Here is a 19,458-nt window from a genome sequence, read left to right as displayed (position 1 = left end):
CTCCGAAAGGCAGCTGAACGCAGTGTCGAGGCAACATGGCAACGTATCGGAAGCCTGCTGGACCGCTTCCCGCCACAGGAATGCGCAAACTATCTCAGGAACGCTGGCTATGCTTCGATCTAACGGGATTCCGGTCTAGGCTCGCTCAGCCGGCGAAGCGATACCGCCCGGCAATGCGGAAATTCGCATCCGGTGCGGGCTGCACGAACAGGCAGATCTCGTCGATCGTCATGCTCTTGCGGGTAAACCGCTCCGTCGCTTTGGTCAGATAGCGCTGCAGGGCCTCGTGCTCGGCGGCATCGGCGATGCGGCCGGTCAGCGTGAAATGCAGCCGGAACTCCTCCATCACGTAAGGATAGCCCCATTGCTGCAGGTACCGCTCCTGCCGCGCGCTCAGAGTCGCGGCGCGGCGGCGCGCCAGTTCCTGCTCCGAAGGCGGGGCGCGGAAACGATCGAAGTCGCGTACGCAGTCAGCCGCCAGGGCATCGATCTCCTCGCAGGGCGCCGAGGGGCACAGGGCCAGGAACCGGCCGATCGATGCAAGCTTGAGCACAGGCAGCGCAATGGGGCGGCGCGTGGCGGCGAATCGTTCGATGGCAATGATGAGCTGCGCCTCGTCGCAATCTTCCCGCAAGCGGAAAGGGGGCTTCAGCGTGCCATGAAAGCCGTAGCGGCGCGGCTCGACAGTCAGGGCGGCGATCCGCTCGGCGTCGAGACCGGCCTCTGCCTTGGGAGCAAAGGCAAGTCCCCGTTCAGGGTCCCAGCCGAGCCAGCCGGCTGCGAAGGTATGCAGGGGGTGGTCCGGCGGCGGAGCAAGATAAAGAGCAAAACGTGGCGCCATCGGCGATTCCCCCTAGACCCGTCCTTTATACCCGCGACCTCGACGCTGTCCCGGCCGGATTTCACCACCCTGGCCGGAGCAGGAAAGGCAGGGGGAACCGTGCGCGGCGCCCAGCCTTCGTGACAGCCCATCTATCGAAAACGCTCCATGCCGGCAAGCGGGCGGTGCCGCCAGGGCGCCAGGTTCCGCAGACTGCTGTTTGAGTCGAAGGTAAAGTCCCTGCATAAAAAAAGCCGCCCGAGGGCGGCTTTCGCATGGTCAATGGCATTCAATGGCGGGTCGGCAATTGGCGGAAGCCCCGGCCCACCGTGCCGCGCATCCTGCGGCGCCAGGGCTCCGGCAGTTCCGCCTCGGGCGGCGCTCCGCCATGCTTGTCGACGCCGGTCCTGCGCGACAGCTTGGCCCGTGCCTTGGCGATCGCTTCCTGGGTCATATAGAGCAGAAGAATATTGGTCAGCATATTCGCCCTCCATTTCCGGGGCAGTCGGGGAGTGCTGTTGGGGAACTCTCTCTACTCAGCAAGAAATCAACTGACGATCTGCCAGGTTCCGTCCGGCATGCGGCAGGCCGTGCCGTAGACGCGTTCGTAACGGCCGGCAATCTGGGCGGTGGTCTGATACTCGCGGCAATACCGCCCGTCGCGTTCGAAGGTATTCAGCGGGGTGACGGCATAGCCGGTGCCGGCCTCGCCGTACCAGCGGATCTGGGTGCGGTCCGGGGCATATTCGAGAATCCGGCCGACGCAATACTGATCCACCTGATCCATGCTGCGGCCGATGGTGCTGCCCACCAGCACGCCGGCAATGACGCCCGTGGCGGTAGCCACGGTCCGGCCGGTGCCTTTGCCGACCTGGGCGCCGGCCACGCCGCCGGCTACTCCGCCCAGCGTGCCGCCGACAAGTTCCTTCGACAGCAGCCCGCGATCGCAGGTGCCCTCGTCGATGCCGTAGGGCACCGGATAGACGGCATAGCGGTGGGAATAATCTTCATGCTTGGCCCGCCAGCCCGAAGCGGGCGCCCAAGGCGGCGGGCCGGTGCGGGGATGCGGATCTGCCATCGTCGCCCCGGAGAATACCGAGGCGACGATGGCAGCGGCCAGGCCGAGGGTGGGTCGGCGACCGGGCCGCGGCGCGGCGATGGAGGGGGTGCTCCACCACGGGGTTGAGGCAGGCATGACGCGCCGCTCCGCTAACCTGCAAACGTGTTACTTCTTCTTGCTCTGGTCGTAGAGCAAGCCTCCGGCCGTACCCGCCGCGGCGCCGATCAAAGCGCCTGTGACGGTCGAGCCAGTCAATGCACCAATTACCGCGCCGCCCGCGGCGCCGATGGCACCACCGGAGAGTGCCCGCTGCTGCTGCTCGTTCATTCCCGAGCACCCTGCAACAGCGAGACCGGCTATGGCGAGGGCGGCAATTTGCGACTTCTTCAACTCAGAACCTCCACCTTCACGAACGTGCGAATTGTGTTGCTGCCTGATTCGGCGCGTCCGTTGTTGGGGCAGAGAGTTCTCGATTTACGTTGCTGCGGCAACGGTTATTTATATCCGTCTGCGTTTTATTTCGGCGGTCACAAGTATATCCTCTTTAGATCACAGACTGGTCACAAGAATTACTGATATATTGATAAACAAATAGCTTCAGGTTGTTTTTGCGCCGCTGCCATTCACAGACACGACACGACTTTCCCGTTGCGCGACGCTTGCGTATCGTCATGCGCATGCGAACCCCCTTTGTCCATAAACAACGCGCCGCCGCCGGTTTGTTCCTGACGGTCGCCGGATTGCTGATTCTGGCTGGCTGCGATCTGCTGAATCCGCCGCCCGCCGCGCCACCGCCGCCGCCTGTGAACATGGTGCCGCTGCCGCCGCCGGTTCCCGAAGGGCGCAAGCCAGGTTCCGTGCCGATTCCGCAGAAGAAGCCGCCGGTGCCGACAGCGACCGCCGCCGCGCCGGCGCCACCGCCGCCGGTCAACCCTGACGAGGTTCCCGATGTCATCGGGCTCAATCGAGACGGTCTGACGCGGCTGTTCGGCACGCCGACCGCCGAGCGCGAAGCGCCACCGGCCCGTGTGCTGGAATTCCGCGATGGCGAATGCGTCCTGGCGGCGTATCTATATCTCGATACGGCCCGCAACGACTTCTACACTCTGCAATACGAGGTGAATGGGACGACGGAAAGAAATGCCGACACCGACCGTTGCCTGGTGAGGATTACCCACGATGCCGCTAGCCGCTGATGCACCGCTGATTGCTGTCGTGGACGATGACGGCCTGTTCCGCGACACCGTATCCGCCAATCTCGCAGAGGCCGGCTACCGGGCGATCACGTTCGAGGGCGGGGCGCCGCTGCTGGACTGGATCACCAAAGGCAACCGGGCTGCCGCCCTGCTGCTCGACTGGCAGATGCCGGATCCGGATGGACCGGCAACGCTGGAACGTCTGCGCGCCGCCGGACACGATCTGCCGGTTCTTTTTCTGACCGGGCTTAATCAGCCGATTTTCGAGGAGAAGGGGCTGCGGCTCGGCGCGGTCGACTTCGTCGATAAGAGCAAGAGCTTTGCCATCATCCTGCAGCGCCTGCGCATTGCGCTGTCCACGAAACAGCCGGCGGCGAGCGGCAGCCCGCCCGAGCAGGAAGCCGCGGGATTGCTGCTCGATGTCGGCAGCGCGCGGGCGTCCTGGAACGGGCAGCAGGTCGACCTTACGCATGGCGAGTTCAAGGTGGTGCAACTGCTGGCGCAGCGGATCGGACGCGACGTCGGCTATCGCGAAATCTACGACGCGGTGCGCGGCGTCGGATTCGAGGCGGGTCAAGGGCCGGACGGCTACCGCGCCAATGTCCGCGCCATGGTGAAGCGCATCCGGCAGAAGTTCCGCGACCTCGATCCGGATTTCGACGCGATCGAAACCTACCCGGGTTTCGGCTATCGCTGGCGCCATGGTTGAACGGGAGAAACACCTCACCAAGCAACTCTGGCACTCGCTGATCCTGCGTGCAGTGATCGTGCTCGGGCTGTTCGTCGCCCTGCCGCCCATTCTCTACGTGACCTTTCGCCAGGCCGACATCGACCGGCAGCGCCTGCTGCTGGAAAGCATTCGCGTCAAAGGCCTGACGGTCGGCCGCGTGCTCGAGGAGCGCCTGCAGCGGGCCGACATCATCCCGCTGTTCCGCCTCGGCGAGGAACTGGCGCGATTCCAGACCGAAGGCGTCAGCCTGCGCCTGCTGTTCCGCCCCAGCGAGGCGCCTTCGGATTCGGGTTTTCTCTATGTCGCCTCGGCGCCGCCGGTTCCGCCCGACGAACTGGAACGCGAGCGCAATAAACTGGCCGAGGCCGGCGTCCTGTCGCAGCTCGGCGCGACATGCGGCGGCGACATGCCGCTGGCGCTCAGGCTGGACCGCGAAAACGGCCTGACCGAGTTGATCACCTCGATAACGCCGGTGCGCACCCAGCGCGGCTGCTGGGCCCTGGTGATATCCAACGATCTTACCGAACCGTCGGAGCAAAGGCTGGGCCAGCCTTACTGGCAGGCGCCGGAAGTGCAGGTGGCCGCGGGTCTTTACCTGGGCTTCGCCGTGATCGTCTTCCTGATTGCCTTCGATCTTTGGCATGGCCTGCGCCGCTTTGCCGCGACGGCGCGTGCCGTGGCCGAGCGCCGCATCGAGGGCCGTTTCGCCCAGCGCAACCGCATTCCCGAACTGCAGGCCGTCGCCGTGTCCTTCGACCGCATGGAAGACAGTCTGCGCGCCACCGCCAGCGAATTGCGCCAGGCGGCGGAAGAAAGCGCGCATGCATTCAAGACGCCGCTCGGAACCATCCGGCAGGCCCTGGTGCCGCTGCGCAAACGCCTGCCGGCGGATGACCGCCGCGGTCAGCAGGCGCTGCAGGCGGTCGATGCGGCGCTCGACCGCCTCGATGCCCTGGTGCGGTCGGCGCGCCATATCGACGATGTCGTTGCCGACCGTTTGGATCCGCCGCGCGAGCCGGTCGATCTCGGTGCGCTCGTCGAGGACGTGGCCGAGTCCTATTCGGATATGGCGGTGACGCGCAACGTCACCCTGACGACCGCGGTGGAGTCGGAGGCTGTCGCCCCGCGCGGCGGCCGCCTGATCGCCGAGGCGCTGGGTCAGGTGGTGGAAAACGCGCTCAGCTTCGCACCGGTCGGCAGCGTCGTCACCGTCACGCTCCACCGCGGCACGGGGCGCATTCTGCTGATCGTGGCGGATGCCGGGCCCGGGGTGCCGCCGGAAATACTGCCCCGCATTTTCGAGCGCCATGCTTCGTTCCGGCCGGCCAAGGAAGGGCGCGATCCGGGCGAGAGCAATTTCGGCCTCGGGCTGTGGCTGGCCAAGCGCAACATCGAAGCGGTGGGCGGAACGATCGTCGCCGCCAACCGCCCCGGCGGCGGTTTCATCGTCACGCTGATCCTGCCGGCGGTGTGATCGAAGCGGCGCGCCGCCCGCGGCGGCGGCCAGCGTGAATGCGGCTCAGATTATCGTCCGGTCGCGTTTATGCTGGCGCCAGGCGAAGGCCAGCAGGGCGATGCCGAGCAGCAGTGCCGAGAAACCGATCACCCAGGTGGCGACCACCGCGACCGCGCCGGGGAAGATCATCAGCAGCAGACCGAAGACGATCAGCAGCAGGCCGCCCTTGCTGAGCGGCCAGTCGGGGCCGAATTCCCGCTTCATGCGCAGGCTGCCGGCGACTTCGAGGAGGCCGAAAAAGAGAGCCCAGATGGCGACGAAATACAGCAGCAGAACGACGGTCGCTTTCGGCCAGAGCACGCTGATCAGCCCGATCAGGATGCCGACGCATCCGGTCAGCAGCATGAAGGTCCGGCGCGGCTCGCCAGGTGTCATGCGGAATGTTCCCGCCAGGGCGATCATGCCGTCGACCAGGGCATAAATGCCGAACAGGGTCACCAGCAGATCGAGGCTGATGCCGGGCCAGAAGACGGCGATCAGACCGAACAGCAGGGCAGCCGATCCGCGCAGGACGATGAGCCACCACAGGTGCTTCGGCATCGGCGCCCCGGCGCCCGGCGGCATGCGTTCGATCATCGCTTGCTCCTCTGTTGCTGGTTCCGGGTGCCAGTATAACGGGCGGATGCCGGCTTTGCACCGCTGCCTCCGATTGTCGTTCCGCCAAAGATAGGCTAGCCTATGCTATGGCCGATATCGCACGCTTCGTTGCCGGCCTTCCGAAGGCCGAACTGCATATCCATATCGAGGGCAGCCTCGAGCCCGAGATGATGTTCGCGCTGGCCCGGCGCAACAACGTGACGTTCCGCTACCGCTCGGTTGCGGCATTGCGCGAAGCCTACCGCTTTTCCAGCCTGCAGGATTTTCTGGACCTGTATTACCAGGGCATGGACGTGCTGCGGCACGAACAGGACTTCTACGATCTGGCCGCGGCCTATTTGCGCCGCGCCGCGGAGCAGAATGTGCGGCATGCCGAGATCTTCTTCGATCCTCAAGGCCATACGGAGCGTGGCATACCGTTCAAGACGGTGATCGATGGCCTTTGGCATGCCATGCAGGATGCCGAGCGGCAGCATGGCATGACGGCCAGCCTGATCCTGTGCTTTCTGCGCCACCTGGATCAAAGCAGCGCCGAACGGACGCTGGAACAGGCGCTGCGCTGGCGCCGGCGCTTCATTGGCGTGGGCCTGGATTCGTCGGAACAGGGCCATCCGCCGGCGAAATTCGCCCGTGTCTTTGCGCGCGCCCGCAGCCTCGGCCTGCATGTCGTCGCGCATGCCGGCGAGGAAGGGCCGCCGGATTACGTGGCGGAGGCGCTCGATCTGCTGGCGGTCGAGCGCATCGATCACGGCAATCGCGCCCTGGAGGACGAAGCGTTGACCGCGCGGCTGGCTGAATTGCAGATGCCGCTGACCGTTTGCCCGCTGTCGAACCTGCGGCTTTGCGTCGTTACGGATCTTCGCCAGCATCCGTTGCGGCGCATGCTGAAAGCCGGTCTGATGGCGACGATCAATTCGGACGATCCCGCTTATTTCGGCGGCTATGTGAACGAGAACTATCTCGCCGTGCAGCAGGCGCTGGATCTGACCCGCGAGGAGATCATAACCCTGGCGGCCAACAGCTTTCATGCCGCCTTCTGCGAGGATGCCGTCAGGCAGCGGCACCTCGCCGCGCTTCGCGGCTATTGCGTTAGCGCCTGAAGGCGCCCGCCTGCGCTATCAGCCAATCGCGGAATACCCGCAGCGCCGGATCGTTGCGCTTGGCTTCCGGATAGAACAGGCAATAGGCCTGCTTGCTGCCGATCGAATGCGGGAAGGGGATGACGAGGTCGCGGCTTTGCAGTTCCCGCTCGACCAGGAAGCGCGGCACGATGGCCGCGCCCAGTCCCACCACGGCGGCCTGCAGGATCATGGCGAACTGGCCGTAGCGCGGACCCAGCGGCACCGGAGGGCAGGCGATGCCCAGGGCGGCGAACCAGTCGGCCCAGGCCGCCGGCCGGGTCGATTGCTGCAGCAGAGGAATCTTGAACAGGTCCTCCGGCTTGCGGATGCGATGCCGCGTCAGCAGTCTCCGCGATGCGACGGGAACGAGCTCTTCCTCGATCAGCCGGTCGACAATGGCGCCCGGTGCGATCGGATCGCCGAAAAAGATCGCTGCATCCAACGGCTCGGCGGTGAAGTCGAAGTTTTCGACCCGCGTCGGCAGATTGACGGTGATCTCGGGGTGGCGATCGGCGAAATCGGGCAGGCGCGGGATCAGCCAGCGCGTACCGAAGGTCGGCAGGGTGGCGATGTTGAGGCTGACCTGACCGGTGCGCGCCGCCATGGTGTTGACCGTGGCCATGCCGATGCGGGCCAGCGAGTCCTGCAACTCGCGGGCATAGGCGGCGCCGCCCGGGGTCAGGATCACACGCTGCCGGATACGCTCGAACAGGCGCTGCTTCAGGATTTCCTCCAAAAGTTGCACCCGGCGGCTGACCGCGGCCTGGCTGATGTTGAGTTCCCGCGCGGCGGCGGTGAAGCTGCCATGCCGTGCCGCCGCTTCGAAGGCGGTCAGCGCGGAGAGCGGAGGCAGGAAACGGCGCTGTAGAGCCAAAATTGGTCTCCCGAGTTGATAACGAACGGTTATCAAGTAATAGCGAGATTTCGTTTGCAAGCCAATGAGTGGTCTGCCAGCTTGCCGCCCCAGCAGCCGGGGCTAGCTCCCGCATAGGACATTGCCAGTTCGAACCGAGGAAACCGTCATGAATGCGCAAGCGCCGACCAAAGTCGCCTTTCAGTGGGACGATCCGTTCAACCTGGAGGCTGAGCTGACCGAGGAAGAGCGCCTGGTGCGTGATACGGCGCGCGACTATTGTCAGAACAAGCTGCTGCCGCGCGTGAAGGAAGCCTTCCGTGAGGAAAAGACGGATCCGGCGATTTTCCGCGAGATGGGCGAACTCGGCCTGCTTGGCCCGACCATCGAAGGCTATGGCTGCGCCGGCGCGTCTTACGTTGCCTACGGCCTGATCGCCCGCGAGGTCGAGGGCGTCGATAGCGGCTATCGTTCGATGATGAGCGTGCAATCCAGCCTGGTGATGCATCCGATCTATGCCTATGGCAGCGAAGCGCAGCGCGAGAAATATCTGCCCAAGCTGGCGAGCGGCGAATGGATCGGCTGCTTCGGGTTGACCGAACCGGATCACGGCTCGGATCCCGGCGGCATGAAGACCCGCGCCAAGAAAGTGGCTGGCGGGTATCAGCTTACCGGCAACAAGATGTGGATCAGCAATTCGCCCATCGCCGATGTCTTCGTCGTCTGGGCAAAGACGGAAGATGGCGTGATCCGCGGCTTCGTGCTGGAGAAGGGCATGAAGGGCCTCTCCGCCCCGAAGATCCAGGGCAAGCTGTCGCTGCGCGCGTCGATCACCGGCGAGATCGTCATGGACGACGTTTTCGTGCCGGAAGACAACCTGCTGCCGAATGTGCAGGGCCTGAAGGGACCGTTCGGCTGCCTCAACAACGCGCGCTACGGCATCGCCTGGGGCGCCATGGGCGCGGCGGAAGCCTGCTGGCATCAGGCGCGCACCTACGTTCTGGAACGCAAGCAGTTCGGCCGGCCGCTGGCGGCCAACCAGATCATTCAGCTCAAGCTCGCCAACATGCAGACCGAAATCGCGCTCGGCCTCAACGCCGCGTTGCGTGTCGGCCGGCTCAAGGATCAGGACAAGGCGGCGCCGGAGATGATCTCGCTGATCAAGCGCAACAATTGCGGCAAGGCGCTCGAAATCGCCCGCATGGCGCGCGACATGCATGGCGGCAACGGCATCCATGAGGATTTCCATGTGATGCGCCACCTGGTGAATCTGGAAACGGTCAACACCTACGAGGGCACGCACGACATCCATGCGCTGATCCTTGGCCGCGCCCAGACCGGCATCCAGGCCTTCATGTAACTCTCCGGATCGAGGAAACAGGGATGCGCGCGCTCGACGATATTGTCGTGCTCGACCTGAGCCGCGTTCTGGCCGGGCCGTGGTGTACCCAGAATCTGGCCGATCTGGGGGCGACCGTCATCAAGGTGGAAAAGCCCGGGGCGGGCGACGATACCCGCGGCTGGGGCCCGCCCTTTCTGAAGGATCCGCAAAGCGGCGAGCGCGGCGATGCCGCCTATTATCTGGCGGCCAATCGCGGCAAACACTCGATCACCGTCGACATGGCGACGGAAGAGGGCCAGCGCATCCTGCGCGACCTGGCCCGGCAGGCCGATGTGGTGATCGAGAACTACAAGCTTGGCGGCCTGAAGAAATACGGCCTTGATTACGACAGCCTGAAAGCGATCAATCCGCGCCTGATCTATTGTTCGATCACCGGCTTCGGCCAGACCGGCCCCTATGCGCCGCGGGCGGGCTACGATTACCTGATCCAGGGCATGGGCGGCCTGATGAGCGTCACCGGCGAGAGGGACGACCTGCCCGGCGGCGGACCGCAGAAGGCCGGCGTCGCTTTGGCCGATGTCATGACCGGGCTGTATGCGACGATCGCCATTCTCGGCGCCCTGCATCAGCGCGACCGCAGCAACGAAGGCCAGTATATCGACCTTGCCCTGCTCGATGTGCAGGTGGCGACGCTCGCCAACCAGGCGCTCTATTATCTCGTCTCCGGTGAGGCGCCGGTGCGCATGGGCAACGGCCATGCCGTCGTCGTGCCGTATCAGGTCTTCCATTGCGCCGACGGTCACGCCATCATCGCCGTCGGCAATGACGGGCAGTTCGCCAAGCTGGCGGCCGAGCTTGGCCATCCGGAATGGGCGAGCGATGAGCGTTTTGCATCCAACTCGGCCCGTGTCGCCAATCGCGACGCGCTGATCCCATTGATCGAAGCCGAGACGCGCAAGCGTCCGATGGCGGATCTGATCGCCGGCCTGGAGAAGCGCGCCGTACCCTGCGGTCCGATCAACACCATCGACAAGGTGTTCGCCGACCCGCATGTGAAGGCGCGCGGCCTGCAGAAGGAAGTGCCCCATATCCGGCAAGGCAAGGTGCCGACCGTGGCCAGCCCGCTGCGGCTATCGGCGTCGCCGGTCTCTTACGATCGCGGCCCGCCGCTGCTCGGTCAGGACACCGACGAGGTACTGCGCACGCGGCTCGGCCTCAAGGAGGCCGATCTCGCGGCCTTGCGCAAGAAGGGCGTGATCTGAAACGGCCTAGGATGCGGCCGCAGCGACGGGGCGACGGGCGCGGCCGGCTTTGATAGCCTTCGGCGCCATCATCGGACGGGCGCCGTAATTGCGGTTGATGCCGCTGGCGATCGAGACCATCTGGTTGATCGGGCTGGCGAGGGCTTCGCTTTCCGGCCGCGAGAAGAACAGCTCTGCGTGAAACAGCCCCTCGCTTTCCTTTCCGAAAGGATCGAGGCCGCGCTCGGTCACTGCCGTCAAGGTGGCCTGCATCTCGGCCTCGTCGCGGAAGCGCCGCTGAACGAAGGTGGCGCCTTCGAATTTCTCGGTCACCAGCCCCTGCCGCTCCAGCGTCCTGGCGATGTCGGCATAGTCGAACATCCGCAGGACGAAAGACGCCACCCATGGCGCATCGTCCTTCGAGGTGCAGATCGCCAGTTTCTCGAAGGTCTTGCTGCTGATATAGCCGACGCAGCCGGTCGACACGATCAGGTCGACTTTGGACAAAATCTCGGCCGCCGCCGGCGGAACGTCATCCTGCTCGAGATCCGCCACGATGCCTTTGTCGAGGATGCCGCATCCCATGGCGTAGGAGATGGCTTCACGCGAGACATCCAGCCCGATGATGCGGACATCGCGCCGTTTCGGCCAGGCGGCGAAATATTGCCGGTCAAGCGCCAGTACTTCGTCGGGATCGAGCGGCTGCGCGGCGAGCGCCGCATAACGCTCGGCCAATTGATCGTAGCTGAGCGCGTACCGCATCAACGCGGCATTGACGCCGTAAGAGCAGCCGAGATCGAGAATGGTGATCGGCTCGCCGCCTTTTGCCCGCTGGCGTGAATCGATCAGCTGGTCGAAAATCGGCCGTGCCAGGTGCGGGATGACGTAGTCCAATGCGCCGAGGGTGCGGAAATAGGCGCGGGGATCGGGCTGAACGTAGATCGATCCGAAGTCTGCTTTGCCCAGATTGATGGTGGAGAAATCGCCGTTCACGGTCATAAGCATCCCCCTTACGAAAAAAGATTTTGCGTGGCGCGCTTCGCAAGCGCGCGTAGGACTGCCGGGTTTTCGTGTGCGCTAGGAGAATAACGACTGATGCCCGGCAACGCAAACTTTCATTCGGATCCGGGCGAAATTCGACCGCGGGAATCCATCAAGTTCCTGACATAGAGTGCAAATCGACTTCTTATTCGTTCGGCTGCGTCGCCGAATTTTTCGGCATGTTCACGATATATATGCCGACGGCGACGAGCAGCAGCGCAAGCAGAAGCGAAAACGACAGAGGTTCGTCGAGATAGAATGCGCCGCTCGCCACGCCGAAAACCGGCGTGAGAAACGAGAAGGCGGACAATCGTGACACCGGATAGCGCTGGATCAGCCAGAACCAGACGACATAGCTGATCGAGGCGACGATGACGATCTGAAAGCCGAGGGCGCCGATGACGAAAGGCGTGGCCGGAACCCTGAAAGGCTCGCCGCTGAGAATGGCAGCGAGGATCAGCCCGACGCCGGAGACGGCAAGCTGATAGAGCAGGGTCTTGTGCGGCGATACGCTGCGCAGGCGCGAAGCCTTGATCAGAATCGTTGTCGCGGCCCAAAGGATCGCCGCCATGACCATGAGCGCATCGCCCAGCAATTCGCGCGGCTGCGGCGCCTGCACGCGTTCGGCGAAGGTCAGCACCACGCCCCCGAAGGCCAGCAGCAGGCCGGCGACTTGCACCGGCCGGATGCGCTCGCCGGGAATGAAGACGTGCGAGCCCAGCGCCACCCAGAACGGCGTCGTGTAGAGCAGGATCACAGCCCGGGATGCGGTGGTCAGGGTCAGGCCGACGAAGATCAGGCCGAATTCCGCACCGAACAGCAACCCGGCAAAAATGCCCGGGATCAGGCTGCCGTCACCCTGGAGCAGTTTCAGGCCGCGCCAGCGCATCCACGCCAGTACCAGGATGGTGGCGCCAACGGAGCGAATGCCGGCCTGCAGGAGCGGCGAGACATCTTCCGCGGCGACCTTGATGACGACTTGCTGGATGCCCCAGGTCAGGCACAGGGCGGTCATCAACAGGATGGCCATGCCATCGAGGCTGTGTTTTTTCTGCATCTTTTGGGCGTGATTTGCGAGACGGGCGTTTCGCCCGGATCATAGATGGTCGGCGCCGCGCCGGCAATCGGCTTGCCGTAACGGCAGGGTCTGCACATGATTTGACGATTGCCGGTTTTCATGTCCTATTTCCTGCCCGCAGATGTATGGTAATCCGCAAGCAGCGCCTGATTGAGGTCTAGGGACATGGATCTGAATTTCACCAAGGAAGAATTGGCGTTCCGTGATGAGGTGAACCGCTTCATCGAGGAGAATTATGACGACGAGATGCGCGCCGCCATGGCACGCACGCGAACGGGCTACATCGCCAAGCATCTGCATATCCGCTGGCAGAAACGGCTCAACGAGAAGGGCTGGCTGGCGCCGAACTGGCCGCAGGAATATGGCGGTCCCGGCTGGACCCCGGTGCAGCGTTACATTTACGACCAGACGATGGCGGCGGCGGGCGCGCCGATCGTGGTGCCCTTCGGTCCGCGCATGCTGGCGCCGGTGATCATGAAATTCGGCACCGAGGCGCAGAAGAAGAAATATCTGCCGGATATCCTGGCCAGCAACACTTGGTGGTGTCAGGGCTATTCTGAGCCGGGCTCGGGCTCGGACCTCGCGTCATTGCAGATGAAATGCGAGGACAAGGGCGATCATTTCCTCTGCAACGGCAGCAAGATCTGGACTTCGGAAGCGCAGCACGCAGATATGATCTTCTGCCTGGTGCGCACGGCGCAGACCAAGAAACCGCAGGAGGGAATCTCCTTCCTGCTCATCGACATGAAATCGCCGGGCGTGACCGTTTCGCCGATCATCACCATCGACGAGCCGAGCGCCGGCATGCAGGAGGTCAACCAGGTCTTCTTCGATGACGTGAAGGTGCCGAAGGAGAATCTCGTCGGCGAGATAAACCAGGGCTGGACCTGCGCCAAATACCTGCTCGAATTCGAACGCGGCAATGCCTATTCCGGCAACCTCAAGCGCGGCCTCGACCGGGTGCGCCGGATGGCTCTGGCCGAATCGATCGGCGGCGGCTTGCCGTTGATTCAGGACCCGGCCTTTTCAGCCCGGCTGGCGCAAGCCGAAATCGAGATCATGGCGCTCGAGATGACCGAGCTGCGTATTCTCGGACAGTCGCGCAGCGGGCAGAATATCGGTGCCGCGTCTTCCATCCTGAAGACGCGCGGCACCGAATTGCAGCAGATGGTCACCGAGCTGGCGGCCGATGCCGTCGGCTATTACCTGATGCCGTTCAACCCGCTGATCGAGGGCGCGAACGAGCCGATCATCGGCCCCGATTACGCCGACGGCGTCGCCGCGCGCTATCTGAATATGCGCAAGGTGACGATCTTCGCAGGCTCGAACGAGATTCAGCGCAACATCATGTCGAAGCTGATTCTCGGGCTGTGATCGACGCAGCGGCGCGTTCAGCGCCGCTGGTCGAACCGCCGGTTCACCAGGGCCGAGGCGATATTGACTTTCTGGATGTCGATGGCGCCGCCGGCGATTCCCCAGCCCCAGGCATCGCGGAATTTCTGCTCGATCGGATATTCCTTGTTATAGCCGTAGCCGCCGAGCAACTGGATCGCCGCGCCGCAGACCTCGCGCGTCATCTCGTTGGCGAAGCATTTGGCAATGGAGCTGTCGCGGATCGAGGGCAGGCCTTTGGCGGCGTTGGTCACCGCGCGATAGATCAGCAGCCGGGCGGCATCGACGCGCATGGCCATCTCGGCCAGCTTGAGCTGCACCGCCTGGAATTCGACCAGAGCCTTGCCGAACTGGCGGCGCGACTGCACGTAGTCGAGCACGTAATCCAGCGCGCTCGCGGCTATGGCCAGGCTCATGGTTGCATTGCCGCAACGCTCCAGGTCGAAGGCTTCCATCAGCTTTTTGAAGCCGCCGGCCGGAACGACGATGTTTTCGGCCGGGACGGTGACGTTGTCGAAGAACATGTCGGCGCTGGGGATGCCCCGGAAACCCATGAGCTGTTCCGGCTTGCCGAAGGTCAGGCCGGGTGTTCCCTTCTCCACGAATACGGCGCCGATTCCCTTGGCGCCGGAATCGGGCGAGAGACGGCAATAGACGACGTAACCGTCCGAATGGCCGGCGCCGGAACACCAGCGCTTCTGGCCGTTGATGATCACCTTGTCGCCCTTGATCTCGCCGCGCGTCTTGAGGTCGGTGAGGGCGCTGCCGGCATCGGGCTCGGACATGCTGACGGCGACGATCATCTCGCCGCGGCAGACGCGCGGCAGGATGCGTTGCTTCAACTCTTCGCCGGCAAAATGCTGGATCGCCAGCGCCGGGCCAAAGCAGGATTCGAAAATCGGAAACGCAACGGCGGGGGAAACCTTGGCGATGGCCTCCAGAATCAGCACGGCATCCAGATGGGCCAGCCCGGCGCCGCCATAGCGCGGATCGAGATTGATGCCGAGATAGCCCATCTCTGCCAGCCGCTTTACCCAGCAGGAAGGCAGGGGCGTGTTCTCGCTTTCCAATTCATGCGCAATGGCCGCGAGCTCCTTGCGGGCGAAATTGCCGGCAAGCTCCTGCAGCTGGCTTTGCTCCGGGGAGAGGTCGAAATCCATAATCGGCATTTCCTTCTGACTGCAACATTGACCTGCGTCAGAAGATCAGATTTCGCCGTTGCTCGCTATGGCAATCCGCTAGGAGCGCCGCACCTGTTTCAGCCCGCTGAAAACCCTGCGCGGCGTCGTTGCGGCCGCGGGTTTTTTGTCGCTACACGGCGCGACGGAACGATACAGGCCGGTGAGAACTTCGACATCGGCGATCCGCACAATCCGTCCGCTGGCGGAAACGCCATGCTTGCGCAATTGCTGAAATGTCCGCGACAGGAATTCGGGGCTGATCCCGAGTTCCGCCGCGATCGTCTTGCGGTCGTCATGCAGCCTTATGATCGCGGCCCCGGACCGGGTGGGGCAGTGACGAACCAGGAAATGGGCCAGCCGCTCGATGGCGGTATGAAGCTTCAACTCGACCAGATGGTCGACCAGGAGGCGCCAATGACCGGCCAGGGTATTCGTCATCATCAGCGCGAGCGAATGTTCGGCCCGCAGGGCCTGTCGATACCGCTCGCTGGGTATGCGCAATATGCGCGACGTGGCGGTCGTTTTCGCGCTGACGAGATAGGGTTGTTTCAATAGCACGGCGGGGCTGACGAAAAGCTCGCCTTCGCCGAAGACGGCGATCACCGTGCTCTCGCCATCGTTGCATTCGGCCGTCAGGGCGATGCGTCCGGACAGGATCAGGTAGACGTAATCCGAGACCTCTCCCTGCCGGGTCAAAATCGCTCCCTTGTTATAGGTCTGAACAGGGCAATCCCGGATCAGCCGTTCGACGGCGGCCGGATCGACCTGGCGATATAAATCCGTTTTTTCGAAAAGGACCCGATCAGCGCTGTACATCGATTTCTCTGCCCAGACAGCAGACTAGGCGGCAGGCCGGAAATGACTTTGACCCACGTCAATCTCGCCGGCGATTCGACGCAGCGGAATTTTGACAAGTGTCAAATCCGGCTGTCGCGGGGCAGGCGGCAACGGAAAAGAGTTTGATCTGCCGCAATAAAGGCTTCCGGCTATTCCTCGAAACTTCCCCGGCGCCGGACCCGGCCGGCTTGGGAAAAGGGGAAAATCATGGCCAGCAATCAAGGTGTCGATTATGGATCGAATGTCTCCTGTGCGGCGCCGCCGGGCGAGCCGGCTTCCGATCATGGCTCCCCGGAAGGGCTGATCGACCACATCATCTCGCGTTATCACGAGGTCCACCGGAAGGAATTTCCGGAACTGATCCGGTTGGCGGAGAAGGTGGAAGCGGTTCATCGGCACCATGCCAATGTTCCGGTCGGCCTGGCCGCGGCTTTACGCAACCTGGCCTTCGAGCTGGAAGGGCATATGATCAAGGAGGAGCATGTCCTCTTCCCGATCATGCGCTCCGGCGGTAATCCGATGCTCACGCACCCGATCCTGATGATGAAGTCCGAGCATGAAGATCACGAGAATCACCTTCGTCAGCTCGAAGCGTTGACCACGGGATGCGTCACCCCGGAGGGTGCCTGCCGGACATGGCAGGCCCTGTATGCCGGTCTGCGCAAGCTGATCGACGACCTGCGACAGCATATAAGGCTCGAAAACGAAGTGCTGTTTCCTCAATTCGAAAGCGGGGCGGGACGTTGAGATGACCGCCGGGGAGGTCATCGCGACAGGCCGTCGGAGCCGTTCGACCGACGGGGGCGTTGCGTATTTCGTCTATGCCAACGGGCATTATCCCGCCGCCGCGCTGACCGAAAGCGTCGCGTTCCTGCAAAACCGCGGCTTGCGCATCGCCGGCCTGATCGAGCGCAACAAGGAGCCGTCCCGGCATTCGCATTGCGACATGGAACTGGAGGACATCGCCACGGGCCGGCGCATTTCGATAGCCGAGGATCGCGGCCAGGCCGCCACGGCCTGCCGGCTTGACCTGTCCGGCCTGGCTCTGGCCTATGCCGCGGTCAAGGCCAATTTTGCGGCGGCGGATCTCGTCGTCGTCAGCAAATTCGGCAAGACCGAGGCCGAGGGCGGCGGATTGCGCGGCCTTGTCGCCGAGGCGATGGAAGCGCAGGTCCCGGTTCTCGTCGGCCTGCCCGAACGCTGCCTCTCCGCCTGGATGGATTTTGCCGGCGAATATGGCCGGCCGTTGCAGCTCAACGGCGCGGCCCTGTATCGCTGGCTGGCGGCTTAAGCGCGGCGGATCAGCGCCGCGCTGCCTTCACCTTGGCGCGGAAGGCATGCAGCAGCGGCTCGGTATAGCCGTTCGGCTGCTTGGCGCCCTCGAAGATCAGGGCGCGCGCCGCCTGGAAAGCCAGGCTGTTGGCCGGATCGGGCGCCATCGGCCGATAGGCCGGATCTCCAGCGTTCTGGCTGTCGACTTTCGCCGCCATCCGCTTCAGCGCCGCATCCACCTGCTCGGCTGTGCAGACATTATGCATCAGCCAGTTGGCGATGTGCTGCGAGGAGATGCGCAGGGTGGCGCGGTCTTCCATCAGGCCGATATCGTGAATGTCCGGCACCTTGGAGCAGCCGATGCCCTGATCCACCCAGCGCACGACATAGCCCAGGATGCCCTGCGCGTTGTTGTCCAGTTCATCGCGGATATCCTGTTCGGAGAAGTTCTGTCCGGTGGCAAGCGGGATGGTCAGCAAGGCGCTCAGCGGCGGCACCGGCTTGCCCTTGATCTCGGCCTGGCGGGCGAAGACATCGACCATGTGATAATGCGTGGCATGCAGCGTGGCCGCCGTCGGGCTGGGCACCCAGGCGGTATTGGCGCCCGTCTTCGGATGGCCGATCTTCTGCTCCAGCATGTCGGCCATGCGGTCCGGTGCCGCCCACATGCCCTTGCCGATCTGGGCGCGGCCCGACAGGCCGCAGGCAAGCCCGATGGCAACGTTGCGCTCCTCGTAAGCCTGGATCCAGGCGCTGGATTTCATCTCCGCCTTGCGGACCATGGGACCGGCGCGCATCGAGGTGTGGATTTCGTCACCCGTGCGGTCGAGGAAGCCGGTATTGATGAAGACGATGCGGTCTTTCACCGCCTTGATGCAGGCCGCCAGATTGGCCGAGGTGCGGCGCTCTTCGTCCATGACGCCGACCTTTACGGTGTGGCGCGCCAGACCTAGCAGGTCTTCGACGGCATCGAACAGGCGGTTGGTGAAAGCCGCCTCTTCGGGGCCGTGCATCTTCGGCTTGACGATATATACCGAGCCGGCGCGGCTGTTGATGAAGCGGCCGTTCCGCTTCAGGTCATGGATCGAGATCAGGCTGGTGACGATGGCATCCAGGATGCCTTCCGGCGCCTCGCTGCCATCCGGCAGGCGGATCGCCGGCGTCGTCATCAGATGGCCGACATTGCGCACGAATAGCAGGCTGCGGCCGGGCAGCGTCAGCCTGGAGCCGTCCGGCGCGGTATATTCGCGATCCGGCTCAAGCGCGCGGATCATGGTGCGGCCGCCCTTCTCGAAGGTGGCCGTCAGGTCGCCCTTGAGCAGGCCGAGCCAATTGGCGTAGGCCTCGACCTTGTCGGCGGAATCCACCGCCGCGATCGAGTCTTCAAGATCGATGATGGTGGTCAGCGCCGCTTCGAGCAGAATGTCGGCCAGGCCGGACGGATCGCCCTTGCCGACGGGATGGTTGCGGTCGATCTGCAATTCGATATGCAGCCCGTTATGCCGGAGCAGGACGGCGCTGGGATTGGCCGCATCGCCGCGATACCCGGCGAAGGCTTCGGGATGCTTGAGCGCGGGCGCAAGTTTTCCGTTCGTCACCGACCAGCCGGTAACATCGGCATGGCTGCCCGAGGCGAGCGGGACGACCTGGTCGAGGAAGGCTTTCGCCTTGGCGATCACCTTGGCGCCGCGGGCCGGGTCGTAGCCCTTCTTCGCCGGACCGTCCTGCGGGATGGCGTCGGTGCCGTAATAAGCGTCGTACAGGCTGCCCCAGCGCGCATTGGCGGCGTTGAGCACGAAGCGGGCGTTGAGCACCGGCACCACCAATTGCGGTCCGGCCATCCGGGTGATCTCGTCATCGACATTCTCAGTCGCTACCTCGAACGGCGCCGGTTCCTCGACCAGATAGCCGATCTCGCGCAGGAAGGCCTGATAGGCGGCGGGATCATGCGGCTGGCCGGCGCGGCCCGAATGCCAGGCATCGATCTTCGCCTGCAGTTCGTCCCGCTTGCTCAGCAGGGCGCGGTTTTCCGGCGTGAAGCGGGCGAAAATGCCGGCCACACCCGGCCAGAAGGCCTCCGGAGCCATGCCGGTTCCCGGTATGGCCTGCTGCTCGATGAACTGGGCGAGGTCCGGGGCGACGGCGAGGCCGGCGCGATCGACGGTGGAAGTCATGGCGTTT

General features: G+C 63.9%; 20 protein-coding genes. 9 read left to right on the top strand and 11 right to left on the bottom strand.

Annotation, left to right across the window (positions count from 1 at the left end):
• Positions 1-145: 145 nt before the first annotated feature.
• From VF194_RS15755 to VF194_RS15740, 4 genes are all read right to left on the bottom strand, one after another.
• On the bottom strand, positions 146-841 hold the full coding sequence (locus VF194_RS15755) for a DUF1045 domain-containing protein (protein ID WP_330892141.1): 696 nt from the start codon (positions 839-841) through the stop codon (positions 146-148).
• Between the two features lie 268 nt (positions 842-1,109).
• Entirely contained in the window at positions 1,110-1,301 is a 192-nt protein-coding gene (locus tag VF194_RS15750; protein WP_330892140.1) for a hypothetical protein, read from the bottom strand.
• A gap of 66 nt (positions 1,302-1,367) precedes the next feature.
• The gene (locus VF194_RS15745) at positions 1,368-2,015 is read right to left on the bottom strand and encodes an RT0821/Lpp0805 family surface protein (protein WP_330892139.1); all 648 of its coding nucleotides are present in this window, start codon (positions 2,013-2,015) and stop codon (positions 1,368-1,370) included.
• Positions 2,016-2,045: 30 nt separating this feature from the next.
• Entirely contained in the window at positions 2,046-2,207 is a 162-nt protein-coding gene (locus VF194_RS15740) for a YMGG-like glycine zipper-containing protein (protein ID WP_330892138.1), read from the bottom strand.
• 344 nt (positions 2,208-2,551) lie between these two features.
• Here VF194_RS15740 and VF194_RS15735 point away from each other — a divergent pair, with 344 nt between their 5' ends.
• The 3 genes from VF194_RS15735 to VF194_RS15725 are packed head-to-tail and all read left to right on the top strand — an operon-like array spanning position 2,552 to position 5,280.
• Entirely contained in the window at positions 2,552-3,076 is a 525-nt protein-coding gene (locus VF194_RS15735) for a hypothetical protein (RefSeq protein ID WP_330892137.1), read from the top strand.
• Complete coding sequence (locus tag VF194_RS15730; RefSeq protein WP_330892136.1) at positions 3,060-3,785, top strand: response regulator transcription factor; 726 nt, start codon at positions 3,060-3,062, stop codon at positions 3,783-3,785. Before VF194_RS15735 ends, VF194_RS15730 begins: the two co-directional genes overlap by 17 nt.
• Positions 3,778-5,280 carry a sensor histidine kinase gene (locus VF194_RS15725; protein ID WP_330892135.1) on the top strand — a complete coding sequence of 501 codons (1,503 nt, stop codon included), beginning with the start codon at positions 3,778-3,780 and terminating at the stop codon, positions 5,278-5,280. Before VF194_RS15730 ends, VF194_RS15725 begins: the two co-directional genes overlap by 8 nt.
• Before the next feature lie 45 nt (positions 5,281-5,325).
• On the opposite strand, the gene VF194_RS15720 is transcribed toward VF194_RS15725, so the two are convergent.
• Positions 5,326-5,898, bottom strand: coding sequence for an HdeD family acid-resistance protein (locus VF194_RS15720; RefSeq protein ID WP_330892134.1), 573 nt, complete (start codon positions 5,896-5,898; stop codon positions 5,326-5,328).
• Positions 5,899-6,005: 107 nt separating this feature from the next.
• On the opposite strand from VF194_RS15720, the gene VF194_RS15715 reads away from it, so the two are divergent.
• Complete coding sequence (locus tag VF194_RS15715; RefSeq protein WP_330892133.1) at positions 6,006-7,019, top strand: adenosine deaminase; 1,014 nt, start codon at positions 6,006-6,008, stop codon at positions 7,017-7,019.
• Here the strand turns inward: VF194_RS15715 and VF194_RS15710 are convergent.
• Positions 7,009-7,914, bottom strand: coding sequence for a LysR family transcriptional regulator (locus tag VF194_RS15710; RefSeq protein ID WP_330892132.1), 906 nt, complete (start codon positions 7,912-7,914; stop codon positions 7,009-7,011). The genes VF194_RS15715 and VF194_RS15710 overlap by 11 nt on opposite strands.
• Positions 7,915-8,062: 148 nt before the next feature.
• On the opposite strand from VF194_RS15710, the gene VF194_RS15705 reads away from it, so the two are divergent.
• Together VF194_RS15705 and VF194_RS15700 are read left to right on the top strand one after the other, a co-directional pair.
• A complete protein-coding gene (locus VF194_RS15705) occupies positions 8,063-9,253 on the top strand; it encodes an acyl-CoA dehydrogenase (protein WP_330892131.1) in 1,191 nt (396 codons plus the stop codon).
• Between the two features lie 23 nt (positions 9,254-9,276).
• Positions 9,277-10,497, top strand: coding sequence for a CaiB/BaiF CoA-transferase family protein (locus VF194_RS15700; protein WP_330892130.1), 1,221 nt, complete (start codon positions 9,277-9,279; stop codon positions 10,495-10,497).
• 6 nt (positions 10,498-10,503) lie between these two features.
• Here the strand turns inward: VF194_RS15700 and VF194_RS15695 are convergent, their stop codons facing one another.
• Positions 10,504-11,475, bottom strand: coding sequence for a hypothetical protein (locus tag VF194_RS15695; protein ID WP_330892129.1), 972 nt, complete (start codon positions 11,473-11,475; stop codon positions 10,504-10,506).
• A 187-nt stretch (positions 11,476-11,662) separates the two neighbouring features.
• Complete coding sequence (locus VF194_RS15690; RefSeq protein ID WP_330892128.1) at positions 11,663-12,574, bottom strand: DMT family transporter; 912 nt, start codon at positions 12,572-12,574, stop codon at positions 11,663-11,665.
• A gap of 186 nt (positions 12,575-12,760) precedes the next feature.
• Here VF194_RS15690 and VF194_RS15685 point away from each other — a divergent pair, with 186 nt between their 5' ends.
• A complete protein-coding gene (locus VF194_RS15685) occupies positions 12,761-13,969 on the top strand; it encodes an acyl-CoA dehydrogenase family protein (RefSeq protein WP_330892127.1) in 1,209 nt (402 codons plus the stop codon).
• Between the two features lie 17 nt (positions 13,970-13,986).
• Here the strand turns inward: VF194_RS15685 and VF194_RS15680 are convergent, their stop codons facing one another.
• The gene (locus tag VF194_RS15680) at positions 13,987-15,147 is read right to left on the bottom strand and encodes an acyl-CoA dehydrogenase family protein (protein ID WP_330892126.1); all 1,161 of its coding nucleotides are present in this window, start codon (positions 15,145-15,147) and stop codon (positions 13,987-13,989) included.
• 78 nt (positions 15,148-15,225) lie between these two features.
• Positions 15,226-15,984, bottom strand: coding sequence for a cyclic nucleotide-binding domain-containing protein (locus VF194_RS15675; protein ID WP_330892125.1), 759 nt, complete (start codon positions 15,982-15,984; stop codon positions 15,226-15,228).
• A gap of 228 nt (positions 15,985-16,212) precedes the next feature.
• Here VF194_RS15675 and VF194_RS15670 point away from each other — a divergent pair, with 228 nt between their 5' ends.
• The gene (locus VF194_RS15670; protein WP_330892124.1) at positions 16,213-16,752 is read left to right on the top strand and encodes a hemerythrin domain-containing protein; all 540 of its coding nucleotides are present in this window, start codon (positions 16,213-16,215) and stop codon (positions 16,750-16,752) included.
• 1 nt (position 16,753) lies between these two features.
• A complete protein-coding gene (locus VF194_RS15665; protein WP_330892123.1) occupies positions 16,754-17,296 on the top strand; it encodes a DUF2478 domain-containing protein in 543 nt (180 codons plus the stop codon).
• Positions 17,297-17,306: 10 nt separating this feature from the next.
• Here VF194_RS15665 and VF194_RS15660 read toward each other — a convergent pair whose 3' ends face one another.
• A complete protein-coding gene (locus VF194_RS15660; RefSeq protein ID WP_330892122.1) occupies positions 17,307-19,451 on the bottom strand; it encodes a malate synthase G in 2,145 nt (714 codons plus the stop codon).
• Positions 19,452-19,458 lie beyond the last annotated feature (7 nt).

The sequence above is a fragment of the Ferrovibrio sp. genome (assembly GCF_036381655.1).
Classification (GTDB): Bacteria; Pseudomonadota; Alphaproteobacteria; order Ferrovibrionales; family Ferrovibrionaceae; genus Ferrovibrio.
Note: the sequence above shows the minus strand (reverse complement) of the source record. Positions and strands in the feature narration are given on the sequence as shown.

Excerpts from the sequence above, each read along its gene's own strand:
- VF194_RS15755 (WP_330892141.1), bottom strand. The coding sequence starts at position 841 with ATGGCGCCACGTTTTGCTCTTTATCTTGCTCCGCCGCCGGACCACCCC.
- VF194_RS15750 (WP_330892140.1), bottom strand. The coding sequence starts at position 1,301 with ATGCTGACCAATATTCTTCTGCTCTATATGACCCAGGAAGCGATCGCC.
- VF194_RS15745 (WP_330892139.1), bottom strand. The coding sequence starts at position 2,015 with ATGCCTGCCTCAACCCCGTGGTGGAGCACCCCCTCCATCGCCGCGCCG.
- VF194_RS15740 (WP_330892138.1), bottom strand. The coding sequence starts at position 2,207 with ATGAACGAGCAGCAGCAGCGGGCACTCTCCGGTGGTGCCATCGGCGCC.
- VF194_RS15735 (WP_330892137.1), top strand. The coding sequence starts at position 2,552 with ATGCGCATGCGAACCCCCTTTGTCCATAAACAACGCGCCGCCGCCGGT.
- VF194_RS15730 (WP_330892136.1), top strand. The coding sequence starts at position 3,060 with ATGCCGCTAGCCGCTGATGCACCGCTGATTGCTGTCGTGGACGATGAC.
- VF194_RS15725 (WP_330892135.1), top strand. The coding sequence starts at position 3,778 with ATGGTTGAACGGGAGAAACACCTCACCAAGCAACTCTGGCACTCGCTG.
- VF194_RS15720 (WP_330892134.1), bottom strand. The coding sequence starts at position 5,898 with ATGATCGAACGCATGCCGCCGGGCGCCGGGGCGCCGATGCCGAAGCAC.
- VF194_RS15715 (WP_330892133.1), top strand. The coding sequence starts at position 6,006 with ATGGCCGATATCGCACGCTTCGTTGCCGGCCTTCCGAAGGCCGAACTG.
- VF194_RS15705 (WP_330892131.1), top strand. The coding sequence starts at position 8,063 with ATGAATGCGCAAGCGCCGACCAAAGTCGCCTTTCAGTGGGACGATCCG.
- VF194_RS15700 (WP_330892130.1), top strand. The coding sequence starts at position 9,277 with ATGCGCGCGCTCGACGATATTGTCGTGCTCGACCTGAGCCGCGTTCTG.
- VF194_RS15695 (WP_330892129.1), bottom strand. The coding sequence starts at position 11,475 with ATGACCGTGAACGGCGATTTCTCCACCATCAATCTGGGCAAAGCAGAC.
- VF194_RS15690 (WP_330892128.1), bottom strand. The coding sequence starts at position 12,574 with ATGCAGAAAAAACACAGCCTCGATGGCATGGCCATCCTGTTGATGACC.
- VF194_RS15685 (WP_330892127.1), top strand. The coding sequence starts at position 12,761 with ATGGATCTGAATTTCACCAAGGAAGAATTGGCGTTCCGTGATGAGGTG.
- VF194_RS15680 (WP_330892126.1), bottom strand. The coding sequence starts at position 15,147 with ATGGATTTCGACCTCTCCCCGGAGCAAAGCCAGCTGCAGGAGCTTGCC.
- VF194_RS15675 (WP_330892125.1), bottom strand. The coding sequence starts at position 15,984 with ATGTACAGCGCTGATCGGGTCCTTTTCGAAAAAACGGATTTATATCGC.
- VF194_RS15670 (WP_330892124.1), top strand. The coding sequence starts at position 16,213 with ATGGCCAGCAATCAAGGTGTCGATTATGGATCGAATGTCTCCTGTGCG.
- VF194_RS15665 (WP_330892123.1), top strand. The coding sequence starts at position 16,754 with ATGACCGCCGGGGAGGTCATCGCGACAGGCCGTCGGAGCCGTTCGACC.
- VF194_RS15660 (WP_330892122.1), bottom strand. The coding sequence starts at position 19,451 with ATGACTTCCACCGTCGATCGCGCCGGCCTCGCCGTCGCCCCGGACCTC.